This is a genomic window from Paraburkholderia phytofirmans, from assembly GCF_046028095.1.
Taxonomy (GTDB): Bacteria; Pseudomonadota; Gammaproteobacteria; order Burkholderiales; family Burkholderiaceae; genus Paraburkholderia; species Paraburkholderia phytofirmans_A.
Genome location: NZ_JAQQDJ010000030.1, coordinates 1 through 20,911, shown reverse-complemented (window position 1 = coordinate 20,911; position 20,911 = coordinate 1). Strand labels below are relative to the sequence as shown.

The 20,911-nt window shown below is 60.1% G+C and carries 17 protein-coding genes and 4 pseudogenes; 12 read left to right on the top strand and 9 right to left on the bottom strand.

The window, feature by feature from the left end:
- Positions 1-996: efflux transporter outer membrane subunit (locus PQR54_RS38665; RefSeq protein WP_408255369.1), on the top strand; the 996-nt coding region annotated here is incomplete at its 5' end.
- 97 nt (positions 997-1,093) lie between these two features.
- Here PQR54_RS38665 and PQR54_RS38660 read toward each other — a convergent pair.
- The 5 genes from PQR54_RS38660 to PQR54_RS38640 form a co-directional block, all read right to left on the bottom strand.
- Positions 1,094-1,507, bottom strand: coding sequence for a MarR family winged helix-turn-helix transcriptional regulator (locus PQR54_RS38660; protein WP_408255366.1), 414 nt, complete (start codon positions 1,505-1,507; stop codon positions 1,094-1,096).
- A gap of 98 nt (positions 1,508-1,605) precedes the next feature.
- Positions 1,606-2,417 (bottom strand): IS5 family transposase gene (locus PQR54_RS38655; RefSeq protein ID WP_310029464.1). Its coding sequence is split into 2 segments (ribosomal slippage): positions 1,606-2,066 and positions 2,066-2,417, totalling 813 coding nucleotides; the frame shifts between segments, so codons are not numbered across the junction.
- A gap of 104 nt (positions 2,418-2,521) precedes the next feature.
- Positions 2,522-3,232: an FAD-binding protein gene (locus PQR54_RS38650; RefSeq protein WP_408255363.1), complete on the bottom strand. Its 711-nt coding sequence runs from the start codon at positions 3,230-3,232 to the stop codon at positions 2,522-2,524.
- Between the two features lie 210 nt (positions 3,233-3,442).
- The gene (locus PQR54_RS38645; protein WP_408255360.1) at positions 3,443-5,155 is read right to left on the bottom strand and encodes a site-specific integrase; all 1,713 of its coding nucleotides are present in this window, start codon (positions 5,153-5,155) and stop codon (positions 3,443-3,445) included.
- Positions 5,156-5,504: 349 nt separating this feature from the next.
- Positions 5,505-5,972 (bottom strand): Lrp/AsnC family transcriptional regulator, encoded by a 468-nt coding sequence (locus tag PQR54_RS38640; RefSeq protein WP_408255357.1) that lies wholly within the window; start codon positions 5,970-5,972, stop codon positions 5,505-5,507.
- 148 nt (positions 5,973-6,120) lie between these two features.
- Between PQR54_RS38640 and PQR54_RS38635 the strand changes: the two genes are divergently transcribed.
- Positions 6,121-7,323, top strand: coding sequence for an aminotransferase-like domain-containing protein (locus tag PQR54_RS38635; RefSeq protein ID WP_408255354.1), 1,203 nt, complete (start codon positions 6,121-6,123; stop codon positions 7,321-7,323).
- Between the two features lie 220 nt (positions 7,324-7,543).
- Positions 7,544-7,964 (top strand): annotated as a pseudogene (locus tag PQR54_RS38630) (transposase); the annotation flags it as partial.
- Between the two features lie 59 nt (positions 7,965-8,023).
- Here PQR54_RS38630 and PQR54_RS38625 read toward each other — a convergent pair.
- Both PQR54_RS38625 and PQR54_RS38620 read right to left on the bottom strand, forming a co-directional pair.
- The gene (locus PQR54_RS38625) at positions 8,024-8,698 is read right to left on the bottom strand and encodes an HAD family hydrolase (protein WP_408255351.1); all 675 of its coding nucleotides are present in this window, start codon (positions 8,696-8,698) and stop codon (positions 8,024-8,026) included.
- Between the two features lie 376 nt (positions 8,699-9,074).
- Positions 9,075-9,965 (bottom strand): manganese catalase family protein, encoded by an 891-nt coding sequence (locus tag PQR54_RS38620; RefSeq protein WP_408255349.1) that lies wholly within the window; start codon positions 9,963-9,965, stop codon positions 9,075-9,077.
- A gap of 521 nt (positions 9,966-10,486) precedes the next feature.
- On the opposite strand from PQR54_RS38620, the pseudogene PQR54_RS38615 reads away from it, so the two are divergent.
- A pseudogene (locus tag PQR54_RS38615) lies at positions 10,487-11,028 on the top strand (DUF4142 domain-containing protein).
- Between the two features lie 214 nt (positions 11,029-11,242).
- Here PQR54_RS38615 and PQR54_RS38610 read toward each other — a convergent pair.
- Positions 11,243-11,458, bottom strand: a complete 216-nt coding sequence (locus PQR54_RS38610; RefSeq protein WP_408255372.1) for a DUF2934 domain-containing protein — start codon at positions 11,456-11,458, stop codon at positions 11,243-11,245.
- A gap of 308 nt (positions 11,459-11,766) precedes the next feature.
- Between PQR54_RS38610 and PQR54_RS38605 the strand changes: the two genes are divergently transcribed.
- From PQR54_RS38605 to PQR54_RS38585, 5 genes and pseudogenes are all read left to right on the top strand, one after another.
- On the top strand, positions 11,767-12,264 hold the full coding sequence (locus PQR54_RS38605) for a YciE/YciF ferroxidase family protein (RefSeq protein WP_408255346.1): 498 nt from the start codon (positions 11,767-11,769) through the stop codon (positions 12,262-12,264).
- Positions 12,265-12,593: 329 nt separating this feature from the next.
- A pseudogene (gene sdhB / locus PQR54_RS38600) lies at positions 12,594-13,280 on the top strand (succinate dehydrogenase iron-sulfur subunit).
- Positions 13,281-13,584: 304 nt separating this feature from the next.
- Entirely contained in the window at positions 13,585-16,416 is a 2,832-nt protein-coding gene (locus tag PQR54_RS38595; protein WP_408255344.1) for a hybrid sensor histidine kinase/response regulator, read from the top strand.
- 124 nt (positions 16,417-16,540) lie between these two features.
- Positions 16,541-16,816, top strand: coding sequence for a response regulator (locus PQR54_RS38590; protein WP_408255343.1), 276 nt, complete (start codon positions 16,541-16,543; stop codon positions 16,814-16,816).
- 590 nt (positions 16,817-17,406) lie between these two features.
- Positions 17,407-17,745: a hypothetical protein gene (locus PQR54_RS38585; RefSeq protein ID WP_408255342.1), complete on the top strand. Its 339-nt coding sequence runs from the start codon at positions 17,407-17,409 to the stop codon at positions 17,743-17,745.
- Here PQR54_RS38585 and PQR54_RS38580 read toward each other — a convergent pair.
- Positions 17,738-18,130 (bottom strand): hypothetical protein, encoded by a 393-nt coding sequence (locus PQR54_RS38580; RefSeq protein ID WP_408255340.1) that lies wholly within the window; start codon positions 18,128-18,130, stop codon positions 17,738-17,740. The genes PQR54_RS38585 and PQR54_RS38580 overlap by 8 nt on opposite strands.
- Before the next feature lie 78 nt (positions 18,131-18,208).
- Between PQR54_RS38580 and istA the strand changes: the two genes are divergently transcribed.
- The 3 genes and pseudogenes from istA to PQR54_RS38565 form a co-directional block, all read left to right on the top strand.
- Positions 18,209-19,756, top strand: coding sequence for an IS21 family transposase (gene istA, locus PQR54_RS38575; RefSeq protein ID WP_408255337.1), 1,548 nt, complete (start codon positions 18,209-18,211; stop codon positions 19,754-19,756).
- A gap of 12 nt (positions 19,757-19,768) precedes the next feature.
- The gene (istB, locus tag PQR54_RS38570) at positions 19,769-20,527 is read left to right on the top strand and encodes an IS21-like element helper ATPase IstB (RefSeq protein WP_408255335.1); all 759 of its coding nucleotides are present in this window, start codon (positions 19,769-19,771) and stop codon (positions 20,525-20,527) included.
- Between the two features lie 269 nt (positions 20,528-20,796).
- A pseudogene (locus PQR54_RS38565) lies at positions 20,797-20,911 on the top strand (flavin reductase family protein); the annotation flags it as partial.

Genomic DNA, 20,911 nt, shown 5'->3' with positions numbered 1-20,911 from the left:
GATCTGTTCGGCGGCACGCGCCGAGCGGTCGAGGCGGCCAACGCACAGTCCGAAGCAGTGAGCGCCGACCTTGCCGACGCGCAGGTCTCGCTCGCGGCAGAGGTCGCGCAAGCGTATATCGGCTTGCGCGATCAGCAGCAGCGCCTCGCGATCGCGCAACGCACCGCTGATCTTCAGCAGAAGATGTTGGCGCTCACCGAACAGCGCCGTGCGGGAGGCACCGCGGCCGATGTCGATGTCGAGCGACTGACCACTCAAGTCGAAACCACCCGCTCGACACTAACGCCGCTGGCCGCACAGGTGGAGATCTCGCTCGACCAGCTCGCAGTGCTGACCGGCAAGGCGCCTGGCGCGCTCGATGCGGAGCTCGCGCAATCAGGCGCATTCCCAGCGATGCCCGCCGACGTTCAGGTCAGCGATCCCGCGACGATGCTTGCGCAACGCCCCGACATTCGCGCGGCCGAGCGCCGGCTTGCGTCTAGCAACGCGCAGATCGGCGAGCACATCGCCGACTTTTTCCCGAAACTCACTCTGTTCGGCAGCCTGAGCTTCTCGGCCGGCGATCCAGGTCATTTGCTTCGCAAAGCGAACGCGACGTGGCTCGGCGCGCCTTATCTGTCATGGAATGCGCTCGACTTTGGTCGCACACTCGGTGCGGTGCACGGCACCGAAGCGTCGCGCGACGAGGCGATTGCCAATTACGAAAAATCAGTTCTCGCGGCTCTTCAGGACGCCAACGACGGTCTGTCGCGCTTCGGTCATCAACGCGAACATCTGGCAACGCTGCAGAAAGTCCAGGTGTCGGCCGTCCGCTCGGCCGAACTGACACGCCAGCGGTACCGCGCCGGCACGACGACTCTGATCGATCTTCTAGACACGCAGCGCGTGGAATTTGCTGCGCAACAGGATGTCGTGTCGGATCAGGCCGAACTGCTGAAAGACTTTGTGTCGCTGCAGAAAAGCCTTGGACTGGGCTGGCAGGAACCGCAGGCTTAGCTAGCTCACTCGGGGCGTTCAAGGTTCGGCTTGTACAGCGAGTGAATTCTGGCTGCGGGTTGGCTTGACCCGATTGCAACGAGAATATTTGAGCAACTCACGCTTTCGCGTTGTTGACCAGCCTTGTCAATAGACTTCGGAAATGTTGCAGCTCGTCTTTGGAAAGGACATTGAACGCTGCGTCGCTCGATCGAATCATCGTGTTGCGCACGTCTTTTGCAACAGATCGACCGTCGAGCGTGAGCTCGAGCGTACAGGTGCGCCGGTCTTGCTGGTCATATTGCCGCTGAACCAGACCCGAGTCGCACAGCTTCGCAACCAGACGGGAAACGCCGCCAACATCACCGTCAACGACGGACGCGAGCTGTGAAACACATAGGTTCGTATCGATAAGCCTCGATAGGACGATTCCCTGCGCCCGACTGATCCCGAGCGTCCCTTTCAAAGATCTATTCACCGCACGCTCGATTGCGGAATTGACATGCTGGAAATGTGCGCATAAGTCATCCAATTGAGCCTCCCACTTCGCCGCATTGGGGCAGATTGTCGATTGCCTACGGGTTGTATCGGCGCGTGCCGATGACGAAGTCATCCTCGCACTTAGAAACGCTAACACAATGAAGGTTGAAGTTGCCGCCAACAGATGAGGCAGGTGGCGATCTTCATGAACGCTTCGTGGATGAGGGCGAGGCGTTCGAAGCGAACGCGCAGGCGTCTGAAGTTATGCAGCCAGGCGATTGTGCGTTCAACGACCCATCGGGTTTTGCCAAGGCCGCTGCCGTGCGGCTCACCACGACGGGCGATCTGGGTCGGGATGCCAGCAGCGTGTAAAGGTCGGCGGTATTTGTCGTGATCGTAGCCACGGTCACCCTGCACGATTGCCGGCTTCGACAGAGGTCGGCCACGCTTGCCGCGAATTGGCGGAATGGCATCGATCAGCGGCAGCAGTTGCGTGACGTCATGACGGTTGGCGCCCGTCAGGATTAGCGCGAGCGGGATACCTTGCGCTTCGGTGACGAGGTGATGTTTTGAACCAGGTCGAGCGCGATCGGTGGGATTAGGTCCTGTTTTTGACCCGATCCCACAGCACGAATGGAGGAAGAATCGACGATGACGCGTGACCAGTCGATGCGATCGGCCGCACGCAGCCTGGCCAGCAGTACTTCGTGCAACCGGTCCCAGACTCCGGCTTGCTGCCAGTCGCGCAGCCGGCGCCAGCAGCTCATGCCTGAGCCGCAGCCCATTTCCTGCGGGAGCATCTCCCACGGGATGCCGGACTGCAGCACGAACAGGATGCCCGTGAGCACGGCACGATCGTCTAACGGTTTGCGCCCGGGATACCGGGGCCGCCGAGGTTTGGGCGGTGGCAGCAACGGTTGGATCAGTGTCCACAATTCGTCATCGAGTATTGGTTTAGCCATGTCCTCTTCGCCAACGAAACAATGAAGAGGTTAACAGAGCATGATTCGGGTTAACAGCCCCTTCGACTCATTTTGTTAGGGTTTCTTAAACCGAGCTAGGCGTCTTAAGCCGAACTACGCGTCGCAGGCGGTACGCGCGGCTCCGCTGGAACAAGAGGCAGCGACACCGGATGCGGAATCGTGTGTCCGTACCAAGCGCTCATATGCGCGCTAAGCGCGGCTCCGACCGACTCCCCAAGACGCAGTCCCTGCCCGTCGCTTGCGAAATTCGAACACTCCGCCATAGTCGCTGCGTTCGCGTTGAGGTAACGCGCACGCAGCGCAGGGTCATTTTGGAAGCCACCGGTAGCCAGCAAGTTCCAGCGGGCGCGAACCTCCACTTCACCGCCCGGGCCGGAAACAAGTCCGCCCGCGACCCGCTGATCTCCTTCAACAAGAGCAGTCACGGTATACTTCGCAACAACCCAGCCGCCGTTCGACTGCACGCAACTTCGCGCACGAGCCATATAGTCGGCTACGTTCAGATGACGCATGACCGCGGAAAGGCTTTGGGTCCCGAGGTAGGGCTCGCGCGCGGAGATGTCGGCCCCGAGTGAGGAAATGAAGTCGGCCGCCGCGTCGTAGCCGGCTATGAGCGCACGGGCAAGTGCCGCTTCGCCAAGCGGGTTTACCGCTCGCAACGTCTGATAGTCCTCCGCGCTCCAGAACCCGCCGCCCGACAGACGCGCGGAGCCGCCGATTTCAGACTGCTTTTCGACCACCAGCACTGAACGGCCGTGCTCCGCGGCGTAAGCGGCTGCCGTCATACCGGCCATGCCGCCACCGACGACCAGCAGGTCGACCTCGAAGCAATGTCCCGCTCCAGTAATCATCGCGTCTCCTCCCCCGCCTTGCCACAGGATTTGGATCGGTCACGGTCTCGGCCGCCGAGCCGGATCCCTTGGGGTATGAGCGAGGTACGCGCGAATTCCTATCATAAGCATCCAGGTTATATAAACCGGAAAGATCATGCCGTTCAGGGCGGTTCAGGTGGAACCCGATCTGTCCGCGAAGGCGTCCCGGATCTGCTGGGCACGCTTGACTTCGTCGCTGTGCAGGTAGATCGATGTCGTCGCGATCGAGGCATGGCGGAGGTTGTCCCTTACTGTGGTCAGCTCGGCGCCGCGTGCCAGCGCATGAGTGGCATGAGTGTGGCGAGTCCAGTGCGGACTCGCGCGACGCAGCTTTGCCGCGAGCACCGGGTTGTCCGCCTCGATGACTTCGGCCGCTTTCGCAAAAAACCGCCGTGTGACCTCCCATAGCCGTATACCGCTGATGCCTGCCCCACTGTCCTGCTCGAGGCTTCCAATGAGCGGCGTACCGGGATGCCAGCGGGTCGGCGTGACCGGCAACCTTCGCTCCACCAGATAGCGGTCCAGCGCAGTGCGGGCCAGTGGCGGCAGCGCGACCTTGCCCGCCTTGCGGCCTTTCCCGATGATGCTCAGCCATTGATCGCCCCGGGCGTCGGTTTCGACGTTGCCGAGACAGGCGCCGACCAGTTCGCTGACGCGCAATCCGGTCGCATACGCGAAGTCCAGCACGAAACGCAGGCGTTGCCCCGCCGGCGCTTCCCAGCCATACGACCACTCAAGTCCGTCAGCAACGGCACGCACGAGCATCCACTCGCCTTCGGTAAAAGCGTGTGAGGTATCGAGCACAGTTGAGCGGCTGGTGCCGCGCACCTTGACGCCGGCGAACGGGTTGGCCAGCAGATAGCGCTGTTCGATCAGCCAGCGGAACATCGCGCCGAGCACGGACAGCGCGTAGGCGGATGAGCGGGCCGACAGCCCCCCGGAAAATGGTCGCCACTCCGGCGAGGTGCGCGGGCGCATGGGTCCCACCCACCGCTCGCGCGGCGTCGGCCGACGCAGAAAACTTCTGTACGCGATCGCATCCTCTGTCGTGAGCGACGACAGGGCTCGCTCACGGTCCACGATCGCCCAGAGGATCAGGCGTGCAGCTTCCTTACGGTAGGCGCGCTGCGTTGCAGGGGATTCGTGCAGCGACAGCCACGCCTGCACGGCGGCGTAATCATTGTTGGCGTCGAGCGTGCAGGTGTGCCGCGGCGCGCGAAAGGCTCCTGTCGAGCCATCAACCTCGTGTGGCAGCCGGAGCGACTCCCACGGAACGACTGCGCCAGGACCGCAGACTGCGACGAGGGCGCGCGCCCGCTCCGTCAGTGCCGGATGCGCGGCAAAGAACGCTTCGATCCGCCGCGCACTCGCCGGGCCGAGCCCGGAGACAGCTTTCCACCACTGACGCCGGCGCGGAATCCGCACAGTGAGGTCCGCCAGCGTCGCAATGTCATGTGCACGCAGCACAGAAACGGCGCGAGCCGGCAGCCACAGAGCGATGTCGTCACTGATCTGCGGAGTCGGCGGGTCTGCATGTCGAAGAACGTCGATCGCGTCCGCGACCGCCCTCGCTTCCCGTAAACGCTCACCGTCGGCGTGCTCGAAAACAGCGACGAGATCCGGCCGGCAGGCCTGCTGAGCTAAGTTCGCCAGTCGCCGTCGAAGCTTGCCGAGCAGGCCGCGCGCCGACTGCCCTGCCGCGATTCGATCCGGCACATAGCGCTCCGCGGCTTTGCGAACCGGCATGCCAGCGTACCAGGCTCGGAGCAGGGCGAGCTCGTCAGCATCGGGAAATTCCACGGGGCGATTTTCAGGCGAAGGTATCGAGGTCAGGCGCGTTTTCATTACAACGAGTTTAGTCAAGAAACGTAGCCACAGAGATAAGAAGAGTTATCCCAATAGTACGGTCAGCAAGCACTTTTGTGACCGAGGCCCACATCCTATAAGCTCATCGCCGGGTTCGTGAACGGCCGCTGTGGGGATGGCGCGACCGCCTCTTGTCGACCCCTGAACCGCCTTTCAGGTGGAGACAAGCAAGGTCCAAAGTTCACCTGAAATAAGACATTGCGACCCGCCGTCGGCTGCCACGATTCGTTAAGGGACAGCGACATGCTCCGCCCCCACACGACGCTATCGTGCAACTTTTCCTATGAAGCCTGCAGGATTGCTTTGAACGATCGCTCAACGCTGTCAGCTATTTCAACGGAAGCCGGTTGCCCTTTTGGCTATGTGAAGTCAATTGCATCTGACGGCATACAATCGCGCTGCTGGTTTCCTGTATGCCGCAGGCACCCCGCAATTCCTCGATGATCCGGTTGAGGTGTTCCGGGTCCACACACGCAACGCGAAGTCTCGCGTCGAACGTGCCCGTGAGGACCGTCCCCTCGAGAACGCTGTCCATACGCTGAAGCGCTTTCTCGAAGGCCGCCATTGTGGTTCCGGCCTGCAACCGCACGTCGATGAAGGCTTGTAGACCAAGGCCCATCGCGGCCGCTGGAATTTCGATCGAAAACTTTGAGATCACGCCGGTTTCTATCAGTCGCTGCACCCGTTCGGCCGTCGCGTTGGCACTCAGGTTCGCCACTTCGGCGAGTTCACGGAAGCTCATCCGGCTGTTTTCCGCAAGAGCGGTGAGGATTCGTCGGTCGCGGTCGTCGATCACGGCAGGTCACCTGAGGATTCATCGGTCACTTTAGCTATTTACCGATTTTAATCACAAAATTTATCCTCACACCACGAGTACCAATGAATTTACGATAATTTTTGGTGAATTCCACGAAATACGAATTCAAACTGTACGAGGACAAGTAATGTCGCACCCAAATCTGCTGTCGCGCCTGTCTACCCGCCTGGAACCGTCGGGCATCCGGAAACTCGAACAATTGGCCAAAGAAACACCAGGTCTCATTTCGTTAGGGCCAGGACAACCCGATGGCACGCTGTTCCCCTCCGTCGAAATTTTCAGTGCGTTGCGCCTTGTGTTCGACATTCCCGACGCAACCGCACGGGCTCTTCAGTACGGTCAATCCCAAGGTAATCCTGAGCTTCTGGCTCTTTTGGTGCGGCGCATGCGCGACCAGGGTGTCAAATGCGACACGTCGAACATTCTTGTCACGGCTGGCGCCCAGCAGGCAATCGACCTGATTACCCAATTGCTCGTAGACGATGGAGATTCCGTGCTGGTGCAGCCCAATACCTATCCGGGCGCATTGCAGGTGCTTCGGGCCCGTGGCGCGAAGGTCGAATCGCTCGCTGATCAAGCTGCCTCCATGCAACGGCGCGACACAAAGTTTATTTACGCCATGACCGATTTCCAGAACCCGACGGGAGAGATTCTAAGCCCGGAAGAGCGTACGCTGCTCCTCGCGACTGCACGTCAGCGTGGCACGTTTCTGGTTGAGGACAGCCCGTATCGTGAGATCAGATTTTCGGACCGCGACCTCCCTCCTACACTTCTCGAAATGGATTGCGGCAATGCATCGCCCGATACAGGAAGGACATTGTTTATCGGTTCATTTTCCAAAATCATTGCCCCCGGGCTGCGCGTAGGCTGGATCGTTGGCCCGGCAAACGTCATCTCGCTGCTGACGCTACTGCGACAGGGCAGCGATCTCCAGCCCAGTACGCTCTCGCAGGAGATTGTGGTCAATCTGCTCGAGCACGGAATAGATGCGCACGTAGCACGAGTTCGACAGAGATACCAGGCGCGACGCGATGCCATGCTGGACGCATTGCAGACTCACCTGTTTCCGTACGCGACGTGGAATGCACCAGAGGGCGGATTCTTTATATGGGTAAAACTAAGTGTCGCCATCGACGCACGCGAGTTACTGGACAAGGCAATTGAGAACGGGGTCGCGTATGTTCCAGGTTCGGAATTTCTCCACGACGCGGGTAGCTCGTCGAATCTTCGCCTGAGCTTTTCGATCGCCAATCCTCAGTTCATGGACGAAGCAATTCGGCGGCTTGCTGACACCATAGCCGCCGTACTCAAAAGCACAACTTCCGATTGAGTCGCGTCCATCATTCTCCTTGTGCGGCTCCGCGAAATCGGTGACGCATGTGAGCCGATTCCGCTTAGCGGACGTACTGCACTGTTGTGCGATCCGTTGAGCAAAGTCTGCGCGATCGAGATTCAATGACCGCTGATGATCCAGATTGTGTTGAAAAAGTTGCCCGTGGTTCGGAATGTTCGGTATCCTGAACGACATCGATCGACGGGAGTGGTTCGTCATGATGGGTCAACTGGGCAGCGGACAGGACAAGCTCTTCTACTCGTTTAACCTCGATAATCACGTCCGTCGCGAACGCCTGTTGAGAGGCATCGATCACTTCCTTGATCTGCGCGATCTACGCCAGCATCTCGCGCCGTTCTACAGTCCGATGGGGCGGCCATCGATTGATCCAGAGCTCATGGTCTGCATGTTGATCGTTGGTTACTGTTTCGGCATCCGGTCCGAGCGCAGGCTATGCGAAGAGGTGCATCTGCACCTGGCGTATCGATGGTTCTGTCGCCTTGGGTCTGGAGAACGCCGTACCTGAACACTCGACATTCTCCAAGAACCGCCACGGTCGCTTCCGCGATAGCGATGTACTACGCCATGTGTTCGAGTCGGTGCTGAGTCGGTGCATGTCCGAAGGGCTCGTAAAGGGTCCCAGGTGAGCATTGGCCGTATATGTGGCGGAGAGCCGCCAGCATTCACGGAGGAATTATTATGACCGTGCCCCGGTTCCGAGCGGCGACGCATCGAAGCAGGCCAGCAACGCCCCGGGTCCGGGGTATACGGCCACGCAGCCGCCAGCCCGAAGACTGCCTTCGGTGAAGCCACCGCACAGCAGGCCAATGGTTCGCATCCCGGCATCCCCGGCCGCCTGCGCATCGTATGGGGTATCGCCTATAGCCACTGCATCGGTCGGGGCGATTCCCAGTTTTTCGAGCGCTACCTCAAAGATATCGGGTGCGGGCTTCGACTTTTTCGCATCGGTCGACGACGTGCATTCGTCGACCAGCCGCGTTACTCCCGCGATCTCGAGATAGATCTCGAGTTCCTCTTCTCTAGCGGACGACGCAACCGCTACCTTGAGTCCGCCGTCGTGAACGCGGCGCAGCAAATCCGGCACCGCCGAAAATGGGCGAACCATCGGCAGGTACTTTGTTCTGAATCGCTCGCCGCGCCATTCTTCCAGCGCATCGCCATAGTCGTCGCGCTGGGCGGAGGAAAGAAAAACCGGCAGAAGCTGGTCGCCACCCTTGCCGATCTGGCTGCGCGCCTGTTCGAACGTGACTTCATGCCCGAACCGGGCGAACGCCTCTTGCCACGCGCTCGCGTGCAGATCGACAGAATCGACCAGCGTTCCGTCAACATCGAAGATCGCTGCCCTAGTCATAACGAATCACTCCTGGTACGAGCCACGTCAGGCTATGAAGGCCGACAATACTGGTTGCCGCCCCGAGCCTGTGACAACGAGGTCCGGGGATTCCTTCAAGCCTTTCCTGCCGCCGTCCTGCCGCCTTCTGCTGAAGTACCCGGCGCCCCTGCCACTCCAAAACCATGCCCATGGCGGACAGGAGGTCGGTTTTAGTTAGCGACCAGGAGAACGCGAGGCACGGGAAACGTCCGGAGCCGCTCGAACGCGGGGAACATCCGGCCTCCGGCTTGCCTCGCTGCGTTCCCCTGGGCCTTCGCATCGCACTTCTCGGAGCGTTCGAGAGTCGCTCAGCGCCGGCGAAGAAACCGCCGTGAATCATTACGAGGCTACCTTTTTACTTCGTGGCCGCCACATCCTGCTGCCCCGCACCAAGGTCGGCACCGGTGATGGGATCTATGTCGGTTGCAGACGCCGTACGCGACGCCATCGCGCTGAGCACCTCAACATCTTCCTGGGAGACCTGGACGCTGGCGAGGCCGTCACCACCATCCACCGCCGGCTGCGGCTGCTCGACGAAGTCCCATCCCGGGCCTTCGTTCCACGGACCGCGCGGCGCGTCATCACCGCCATCGGACATGTTGTAATAGACGTTGGTAAATTCAGGAACGCCTGGCAATTTTCCTTGCGGGAAATTCGGCTGGATGGAGTGCAGGGCTTTCTCGAACGACTTCTGGTGGGCAATTTCTCGGGTCATCAGGAAGCCGAGTGCTTCCTTGATGCCGGGGTCATCGGTGACATTGATCAGGCGTTCGTAGACGATCTTCGCCCGCGCTTCCGCAGCAATGTTCGACCGCAGATCCGCCGTCGGCTCGCCGATGGTGTCAATGTACGCCGCGGTCCACGGTACCCCCGCCGAATTCGTCAACGCCGGACCACCACCGTAGAGCAGCGCAGTCGTATGCGAGTCATTGCCCCCGCCGGTCAGTGAACGATAGAGCTCCGCCTCCTTTTCGACACCTTCAGCCAGTTGTCCCTTCGCCCCCTTGTTGAGCATGGCGACAATTGACCCGATGATTTCGAGGTGACTGAGTTCTTCGGTCGCGATATCGAATAGCATGTCGCGCCGGCCGGGATCGTCCTCGCTGACTGCCTGCGTGAAATATCTGCACGCGGCCGCCAGTTCGCCCTGAGGTCCGCCAAACTGTTCGAGCAGGAGGTTTGCAAGGCCAGGATTCGGAGCCGCTACACGGACGGTGTACTGCAGTCGCTTGTTGTGAACAAACATCGCATCTCTCCAAAAAGTAGTGTGGGTCCCGTCCGGCATGGGGCATCCCGGACGGGAAATGTTCATCGGAATCCAACCTGAGGGGTGGTGACGAACGCTTCTGCGGAATGTCCCGAACCCTGGTTTCAGCGCGATCGCTCTGGCGTAACGCCGCGCAGGAAACAACGATAAAACCTGCGATGGTGGCGGTCGCATGCACCGTGCCTGAAGAGGCGCGGCGCAACCAATCCACCTGGTACCCGGCATATTCTGTTTGCATGCTGGACTGCATATCACGTAGGCGGTTGCACGCATGTGTGATGGTTTCCCCCAGCCGTCCGTGCAGCATGCGACTTGCTGAACGCCGATCGTCCCCGGCGCAGGGACAGTGGGGGTTGTACGCGGCTCGCTCATGCGGGCCGTCTTTTTCCCCGCGTGAAACATGAGCCTTGTGCTTGCCTCTCTCACACGGCTTGACCTATTGCCAGCCCCGCTGGCGGGTTAACTTTCCTTGATCAGGGAAGGAAAAAATGAAAAGCAGCGTGAAAAAACTGACGATGATCGGCGCTGTTTGCGCTGCACTCAGTGCTGGTTCGACAGGTGCGACTGCGCAAACGCAGGCCGCCTCCACGACCGCAGCTAACCCGCTGGCTCAGGTCGATAAAGACTTTATCCAGGCCGCGTCCATGTCTTCGTCCACCGAGATCGACGCCTCGGAAATAGCGACCAGCAAATCGAGCGACAAGGATGTGAAGTCCTTCGCGCATCACATGATGCTCGACCACACAAAGCTGACGGTGCAACTGAAAATGGCGGCACCTCGCGGAGCCACCTGCCCAAGGACAACTCATACACCGCGGTGCTCAGTTCGCTCAAACCGCTCAAGGGTGCCGACTTCGACAAAGCCTACATTACAAAGATTGGCCTCAAGGGGCACCAGCGGGCCATCGCCGCGTTTGAAAAAGAGGCTTCAGATGGGCAGAATCCTGATCTGAAGAAGGCGGCACAAAAAGCGTTGCCAACCATCAAGGAGCACTACCAGATGGCGCAGCAACTGGCGTCGAAGAAAGGCATCGCTCAGTAACACTCCTTTACGAATAGGAGGGGCGTACGGATCCCGTATTGCCCGGCATCATTGTCGTGATCGGCGGCGATGCTGGCGCGCCCGGAGGTCGCATTGGCGATGGGACGGGTTGGGTATCGTCGTCCACATCATCGTGGCGATCGTCGACGCATCTGGTGGCCGCGTGGGCGGCGCTCTTGGGCTGTATATCGGTTGCTGCATCGTCGAGCCGCTGCTAGCCCGCACCCGCGCCCTTCCGGTCCGCCGCTCCCTCAACGTTTCCTCGCAACCTCTGCTCATCTGCAAGCTCGGCTTCAACGAGATGCCTCGCCCGCCGCCAATACTCGTCCGCACATCCTTCCATACTGCCGTCCTCCTGCCAGAGCTCGTAGGCCTTGGCCCGGATGCGCTCCTCAACGCTCGCTGCTTGTATGCAGGACTCCCAGGTCATCTCGTTAGTTTTGTTTACGGATTGTTGGTTCGGACAATATGGGTCGATTTGTGCCAAGCTGACGCCTCAGTCGCCCGGTGCCAAGCGAACGATTCAAATTATTGTCATTACAACCGGAGCCTGGCAATCCTGCCCAATATTATGATGAACCACGCTGAACGGAATAATCAACACCGATACCTTTTTTGAGGCCATCGTGTTTGCGCACGATGGGCGCGCACGGAGCGCAGCGCCGAAGACCTGAGGCCGCCTTGCCCGGGCACACCTGTTGCGAGTTCACGGCTTCCTACAACTCTTTGGAGTCCATCATGGCCCAACGCAAGACAGTAGACGATCTTTTTGTTCACATGCTGTCCGATATCTACAGTGCGGAAAAGCAGCTCACCAAGGCACTGGCCAAGCTGTCGCGCGCAGCGTCCGATCCCAAGCTCAGCGACGCATTCAAAACGCATCTGGAGGAAACGCAGGGACAGGTCGAGCGCATCGATCAGGTCGTAGAGGCCTGCGGCATTCGCCTTAAACGAATGAAGTGCGTTGCCATGGAAGGACTTATCGAGGAAGGCGCGGAGCTGATCGACGAGATTGAGAAAGGCCCTGTCCTGGACGCCGGGCTGGTCGCCGCAGCCCAGAAGGTCGAGCATTATGAGATCGCGGCCTATGGCAGCCTCGTGGCGATTGGCAAGCAGCTTGGGTTCACTGAGGGGGTCAAGCTGCTCAAGGCGACCCTCGAGGAGGAAAAGGCGACCGACCTCAAGCTTTCCGAGTTTGCGGAAAAGGCAGGCAACGCGAAGGCGACGGCGGCCTGATAGGCGAACCCCATTCCGGGCTCGACGGGGGGCGGTGCGTTCGAACCTGCCCCGGCACCAAGCTCTGTCTTTCCTGTGCGTCGCGATCATTGCGACGGCCTGGCAGACCGCCCCATTCGTCACCGTCTTTTGGTGCTTGGGCGCCGCGTGGCACGTCCTCGTTTGACACGCGTCAGAAACCATCCACCACGCAGGTCGTCCGGGGACGCCCCGGTGCGCGCCACGGAGGTCCCGATGCCCATTCGTATCCGGTAGGTCGAGACGAAGCTGTTCCGGCAAGACGGAAGGTGCGGCCTGTTAGCGGATGGCGGTCGCCGGCTACGCGCGAAATCGAGGATCTAGCGGTAAGATCCGGATGCGGGCGCGCTCCGGGGTCACAGCATTTTACTATGGTGCCTGGCCCGGGCGTCCGTATGCTTCTCGATACGCTCGAACGTCTTAAGGGATTTGATAATTCGTCGTCTGACCGTCGATCGTGTCGCGAGGGTATCTGCGGGTCCGATGCGATGAACATCCACGGTAGGAACGGCCTTGCCTGCGTCGCTATCTGCACAAACTGCCACAGCGAATTGTGCTTCGCCCGTTGCCGGGTCTGCCAGTCATGCGCGTCCTCATCGTCGACATGTCCAGTTTCTTCAGGCAGTACCATGCAGTGCGCCCGTATCATCTTAACGAAACCCCTGCGGTGGAACGGGAGCGGCCGCAAACGCCCGCAGAGCGCGATCAGCTTGACGGCCTGTACGAGTGCTTTCTCTGCGCGTGTTGTTCCACCGCATGCCCATCGTTCTGGTGGAATGCTGACAGATTCGTTGGTCCCGCGGGTTGCTGCAGGCTTATCGCTTCATCGTCGATTCGCGTGATGACGCGACCTCCGCTCGCCTCGACGATCTGGAAGATCCCTACCGGCTTTTCGCTGCCGGACAATCATGAACTGTGTTGACGTTTGTCCGAAGGGCCTGAACCCCGCCAAGGCGATAAGCGAGATCCGGTCAATGCTTACGCAGTGCACAGTATGAATTTCGTTAGCGCCCTCGGGACATCGGTGGCGTTTGTTGATCACTGGTCGCAGCGGGAAGACTAATGCGGGGAAGACAATCAACAAGGAACGGCCTCGATTGGTGCCCTCTGCGCTGGCGCGTCTTAGTTGGTCCGGGGGATGCGCTTGCAGACACAATGGGTTTTCTTTTGCCAGCAACCTGTCGGCTATTTTGAAGGCGATGTCGGTCATGGTTGACACTTGTCAACGTGTATCGTAGCTTGAATTCCGCGCACTCGCACGGTCGCGGAATTGATCGCATTCCATGAATTTTCGAGGGTCTCATGTCGTCATCATTTCGCCTCATGGGCGCGAAATATCTGACGGGCCTTTCGCTCGCCGTGGGCGCCTGCCTGCTTCACCTGGTACTGCGGATCTGGGTCGGAAACGGCATGCCTTTTCTGTTCTTCATGGCCGGAGTCGCGGTCGCCGCGCCGTGGCTTGGCAAAGGCCCGGCTCTGCTGGTGCTTGTTGCCGGCATATTAAACGGCACTTACTGGTTTCCTCCCATCGGCGAATTGTACGTCGACGAGACGGGGGATCTCGTCAAACTCGGGATCTATACAGGGATCGGTACGCTACTGATCCTTTATGGGGCACGACTAAAGTTCGTGACGGAGAAAGCGGCTCTTGCGGAGCGCCGCCTCGCGCTCGTTCAGGAAGACACGGATGTTGGTGTTTTCGAATTCGACTTCGAGGCAAACGAGGCGCTGATCTCGCCCAGTCTTTCCAGAATGACGGGCCGCCCCGTCGTCGAGGGCGCTGTCCCTCTCGACAAATGGTTGGGGGAACTCGACCCAAACCATGTGAAAGAGAGCAGAGAGGTTATCGCACAGAAGCTCGCGCGCAACGAACTTCGCTATGATCGCGAGCAGCGGATTGACCTGGGCAACGGTAACGTTCGCTGGCTGCTTTCGCGCATCCGGCTTAGCCCCGGTTCCGATGGGAAAATAGCCCGCGCCCACGGCGCGACGGTTGACATCACGGAGCGAAAGCAGGCAGACGAAGCACTTCGACAGACCCAGATCGAACTGCGGCAACAACTGGATGACCTCCGGCGCCTGCACCAAACAAGTCAAGAGCTGGTCACGCAGGGCAGCAGCCTCCATGCTTCGCTGGACGCCCTGCTTGAACTCTTGGCCCACTTTCATCGGTCAAAGCAGGGCATGGCGATCGCGTGCGATATCCACGGAAACGAGAGCATCGTGGCGCATCGGGGATTCTCTGAGCAGGCAGTGCAACAGATGTCGCCTATGGACCCTGGTGGCACAACCCTTCTTATTACGGGGTTTCAGGGCAAACGCATTGTGATTGAGGATGTTCGCGCGACCGACCATGCAGGATGGTCGCCGCTCTCGCGCCAGGAAAATTTTCGGGCGGTACACGGCATGCCGCTGTTGAACCCGGCAGGTGAGCTCCTCGGGGCAATCTGGGTCATGCTGCCGGATGCAAGACTGCCGGACGAGCGTGAAATTCGGCTGGGGGATATCTGTGCTTCGACAGCCGCTGCGGTCATCGAACTCGATCGGGCTCGCGCTGCAGCAGCCGCCAACGAACACCGGTTCGCCGTCGCGCTCGACTCTTCCGCCGTCCCGTTCAACATCCTGAAACCGGTCCGCGACGACGAGGCTCGGGTGATCGACTTTGAATGGGAATACGTCAACCCTGCCGCTTCATCGGCTCTAGGGCGGTCTGTGGAGGGGCTGATCGGTCGACGTGTTGGCGACCTGCGGCCGGGCACCTGGGACCAGGCCGATCTGCTAGCGCGCTTCGCAGGCGTAGCCGACTACGGACAGTCGGCAGAATTCGAATTGTACTCGGTGGCGACAGGTACGCCACATTGGCTATATGTGATCGCCTCTCCTTTGCAGTCCTCGATCGCGGTCTGGTTCTCCGACATCACGGCGCGGAAAACTCACGAGGAAGAACTACAGCACGCAGGCAGACGCAAGGATGAGTTTCTTGCGACTCTCGCCCACGAACTGCGCAACCCACTCGCGCCGATCCGGCAGGCGCTGGTCATCGCGAGCTCTCCAGCGTCTACGCCGGCCTCCAAACAGCGTTGCCACGCAATCATAGAAAGACAGGTCACGCATATGGCTTTAATGCTGGAGGATCTGCTGGACGTCTCGCGAATCACCCGGGGCTCGCTCAATCTCAGAAAATCCACGGTTCTGCTGTCCGGAGTCGTGGATAGCGCGGTCGAAACGGCTTCGCCGACCATCGAAGCCAAGGCTCACCGACTTAAAAAAGACCTGCCTGCTAAAGATGTACTTCTTTTCGTGGATCCGCTGCGAATTGCCCAAGTCCTCGCAAATCTGCTGACGAACGCAGCGAAGTACACCAGTCCGGGCGGAAAGATTGATCTGAAGATTCGGACCGAGGACCGGAATTTGATCGTCTCCGTCATTGACAATGGAATCGGGTTGACTGCGGATCAGATGGACAAAATCTTTGACATGTTTTCTCAGTGCCAGAGCGCGCTGGCTCATAGCCAAGGCGGGCTCGGCATTGGGCTCGCGCTTTCACGGCAGCTGGTCGGCTTGCACGGAGGCACGATTGAAGCCGGAAGCGCTGGCAGTGGGTGCGGCAGCACCTTTACCATTCGTATCCCCGAAGTATGCCTAACGGCTTCACCGGGCGAACTTGCAAAAGACGGGGATCCAATCTCACTCCTGGGAAAACATTGGGCAAGCTTGCGCATCCTGATTGCCGACGACAATGTGGATTCGGCCGAAAGTCTGGCGGAAATCCTGAAGATGGAGGGATACCGGACTGAAGTTGCCCACGACGGACAGCAGGCGCTTGCGGCATTTGGCAGGCTTTGCCCCGACGTGGCGCTGCTTGATCTTGGGATGCCGGGCATGTCAGGCTTCCAGGTGGCGACTGCCATCCGTCAGTCGAAGACAGGGGCTATTCCCCTGCTTGTCGCAATAACGGGCTGGGGCCAGGATACGGATAAACGCCTCGCAACGGATGCAGGGTTTGACTTCCACCTGGTCAAACCGGTTGACGTCGCTGGCCTCCTGAATCTGCTCGCCGGTTGGTCGTGCGCGGAACAGAAGCGCGATGTATTGCGCGAAACCTATCGGTCTTTCATACCCCCTGCTCCGTAAAGCTCAACGGGCAAGGCCGTCCGCTGCCGCATCTTCCTATGAGTCTGAATGGTCGGGTGGCCACCCTGCTCCTCATCGCAACGTGCCTGATCCGCGAACCTGACCCAGCTCCCAGCCCAGCGGATTGCACGCGACTGATTTAGCCCTCACGCTTACGCATCGCCACTATTTCGCACGGGTTTCCTTTTCCTTCGCCAAGCGCGCATGCACATCTGATCTGTCCGACGTCGATATGCCAGGAATGAGCGGCTGTGAACTCATTGCTGAACTGCGGAAGTTACCCCAGACGGCAAACACGCCGGCAATCGCCTTGACCGGTTTTGGACGCGTAATAGACGTGGCGGAAGCACTGCGAGCCGGCTTCGATGCATATGTCGGCAAACCGGTATCACTGGTTTAGTTGCTGCTGCAATCGGGCAATCCGGTCTGGCTCGCGGCGACACCTAGAATCGCTCGAGGGGCCTTCGCGAACATCCGCAGCCTGCCTCGAATGGCGGGTTGCAGCCCAGCCGGACCACAGGTATGTTTTACGAAAATCTTGAACGATCGAGCAATTGTGCGGCTGCGGCAAGACGGCCGGTATCTTCGCATGCGCGATCCTTCATCGGGACTTTCTCGACCATTTCTTTTTGGTGATCTCTCCCTGACGTCGTTCCGCAGACCGAGGCTCAAGGGGCGCCGATATAATTTTTACAGATTGCACGCAATCGCACGAGACGGCGGCGTCTTTAATTACATGCTGGCGCAACATCCTTACTCATTGAGGCTTGTATGCGCGGCGGAGGGCGCAACAACGGGAGTGCGAGTGGCCTTATCGGGCGCAGCGCATGGGCAAGACAGGCATGCCAATTGCGTCTCATTCGGTCGTAGTTTGATCGTCGAACGATCAAACGGTTTTGCCTTGTCCGGCGACATACGGCGCGCGCCCCGACTGTCGAAGCGCCGCGCTGCGAAAAGAGGCCTATCGAGAACGTTAGCGATCGCGACCGGATGATTCCATGCCTGGCTTTCAAGAATCTCAATAGCGCCGAAGCGGAGGTAATCATGAAATGTGGGTATTGTGGATGGATCATCGATGCGACCCCGGAATTCTGCCTCGGCAAGTTCTTTGCACGTGCGCGACTGGTCCGCCCTTCTGCGGACGAGAATGTTGACGGCGACATGCACATCGAGCGCAATCTTGCCTGGTTCGATACCGCGGAAGAGGCGATCGAGGCAGCCCAAAAATGGGCGTTTGCATGGATTGGCGATCGCGATGGCAGCTTTGCCGACGGTCAAATTCTACCCCCGACAATGCGACGGGATGCTTCGGCCCAAGCGATCAGGTAACGGGAATGCCGCGGGTGCAATGGAAATCGCCGTTGAGGTTAGTCGACATGATCGCGCGACGATCGTCCAGTAAGGTCTCGTCATTGCGGCCGGACGGTGCAACGCCTGAGTTATCGACAATGACGTCGCCCCTCCAAAGCGCCCGGCGTTGGTAGCCGTTTACAGGGTGACGACATGACGAGACTCGCCTCGGATAGAAAGAAGGAATCACGATGGGTGAGGGAATCGCGAACCTTTTCAGGCATATGACCGCTGGCGTCCATGTCATCGGCGAAGCGGACTGAATATTCCACGCCAAAGTAAACAGGGATTCCACGGGAAAAAGAACACGAATTCCACGGCAAAGTGAATGCCGATTCCACGGCAAAAAGAACAGGGTTTCCACGCCATCGCGAACAGGATTTCGGGGTGGCGGCGACGCGGGTCAACGGTGGCACGATCGACGGTTTTGTCGGGAGTGCCAATGGCGAATGTCAGGTTGACCATGCGCAAAATCAGGGAAGTGCTGCGGCTGCATTTCGAGTGCGACCGCAATCAGAGGGAGATCGCGGATGCGGTCGGCGCCTCGACAACAACGGTGTGGCATTACCTGCGCCGCACGCGGCTGGCAGGGCTGAGCTGGCCGCTGCCACCGGAACTGCTGACGGACGACGCAGCGCTCGAGGCGAGACTGTATCCGCCGCCGGCACGGCGCGAGCCAACGCGCGGCATGCCGGACTGGCCGACTGTGCATCGCGAGATCGGCAGGAAAGGCGTCACGCTCGATCTGCTGTGGCAGGAATACAAGGCGCAGCATCCGGACGGCTGCGGCTACATCTGGTTCTGCAAGGCTTACCAGGAATGGGCGCAGCGGCTTCCGGTCACGATGCGGCAAACGCACGTGCCGGGCCAGAAGCTGTTTGTCGACTACTCGGGCAAGAAGCTGGGCATCATCAACCCGAGCACCGGTGAAATCCGCGAAGCCGAGCTGTTCGTCGCTGCGCTCGGCGTGTCCGGGCTTACGTTTGCGGAGCTCACCTGGACCCAGCAGCTTCCAGACTGGATCGGCTCCCACGTGCGCGCCTTCGCGTTCTATGACGGCGTGGTCGAGATCCTGGTGCCCGACAATCTGAAATCGGGCGTGCACAAGCCGGGGTTCTACGATCCGGACATCAATCCAACCTACCAGGAAATGGCCAGGCATTACTCCGTGGCTGTGATCCCGGCTCGCAGTAAAAAACCGAGGGACAAGCCGAAAGCAGAGCTGTCGGTCCTCCTGGTGCAGAGATGGGTCCTTGCCCGCCTGCGCAACCGGCGCTTCTTCAACCTGGGCGAGGCCAACCGGGCGGTCGCCGCGTTGCTGGGCGATCTGAACAACCGGCCCTTCAAGAAGTTGCCCGGCTCCCGCCGTAGCGTCTTCGACGAAATCGATCGCCCGGCACTCAGGCCGTTGCCCGAGCAGCCCTATCAGTACGCGGAGTGGAAGGTCGCGCGTATCGGGCCGGACTATCACGTCGAGCTTGATCAGCACTATTACTCGGTGCCGTATCGCTACGCGCGCGAACAGGTCGACGTGCGCTACACGACCAACACCGTCGAGATCTTCCATCGCGGCCAACGCATTGCCGCTCACGGCAAAAGCGCTCGCCGTCGCTACCACACCACGATCGACGCGCACATGCCGCCGGAGCACCTGGCGCTCGCCAAGGGCTGGGATCCGGAGCGGCTGCGCAACTGGGCCGCCGACATCGGCCCGCATACGGCGGCCGTCATCCAGCACCTGCTGGGTGCCCGCAAGCACCCCCAGCAGTCGTATCGCACCTGCCTGGGTGTGCTGCGCATGGGCAAGGACTACGGGCGCGACCGGCTCGAAGCTGCCTGCCGCCGCGCTATCGATCTGAAAGCGCCGAACTACAAGTTCATTGATTCGACGCTGAAGAACGGCTTGGACCGGGAACCCGAACCCGCTACCGGGCAGGCCGACCTGCCGCTTGTGCATGCCAATGTGCGCGGGCCTTCGTACTACCACTGAAAAGGATTCTTCATGTTGCACCATCCCACTGTCGACAAACTGCACGCGCTGCGACTGCCCGGCATGGCGGCGGCGCTTGCCGAACAACAATCCCAGGACGGCATTGACCGGCTGGGCTTCGAAGAACGTCTCGGGCTGCTGGTCGAGCGTGAATCCAGTGAGCGTGATTCGCGACAAACGGCAGCCCGGCTGCGCCGGGCCAGACTGAAGGTCCCCGACGCTTCGCCCGAGGACATCGACTATCGCACCGCCCGCGGCCTGGACCGGGCGCTCACCGCCCGACTGCTGACCGGTGAGTGGCTTCGGGAGAGGCAGAACCTGATCCTCGTTGGCCCGACCGGACTCGGCAAGAGTTGGTTGGGTTGCGCCTTCGCCATCCAGGCGTGCCGCCAGGGGTTCTCCGCCTGCTATCTGCGCGTGCCGAAACTGAACGAGGAGCTGGCGATCGCACACGGCAGCGGGCGCTACGCGCGATGGCTCGCACAACTTGCCAAGACGGACCTCGTGATTCTCGACGATCTGGCCATGGCGCCGCTGACCGATTCGGCTCGGCGCGACCTGCTGGAGGTGCTCGATGACCGGCACGGACACCGATCCACACTGGCCACAAGCCAGATTCCGGTTGATCACTGGCATGAAGCGATCGGCGAACCGACCGTCGCCGACGCGATCCTCGACCGGCTCGTGCACAACGTACATCGCATCACCCTCGCGGGCGAATCACTGCGCAAGACGCGTAGCCGATTGACCGCGAAGCCCCAGTCCGAGTAAAAAGACAAAGGTCCCGCGTCGCTGCGCTCCGTTTGTTCGCGATGGCGTGGAATCCTTGTTCGCTTTGCCGTGGAATCACGATTCACTTTGCCGTGGAATGGCTGTTCTCTTTGCGTGGAATACGCAAAGCGGACGGTGACCGGCATAATGCATTCACTGCCAGCTCGAACATGCGTGTTTCGTTTTCGCCGTTGCTTCTGGCGATCTGTATCGCCCCGGACCACGGGTGATTGCCGGCTTTGCAGGACGGCCGGGTATTCGCAATCAGTGTGCTGCGAACCCACCAACAATTGCTCACGCAACGCTTCGGTACCCAGTCGGGACGCGCGGTCGACAAGCTCGCGGCGATACCGTGGCAAACTTGCAAGACGGGCGCATCACTAA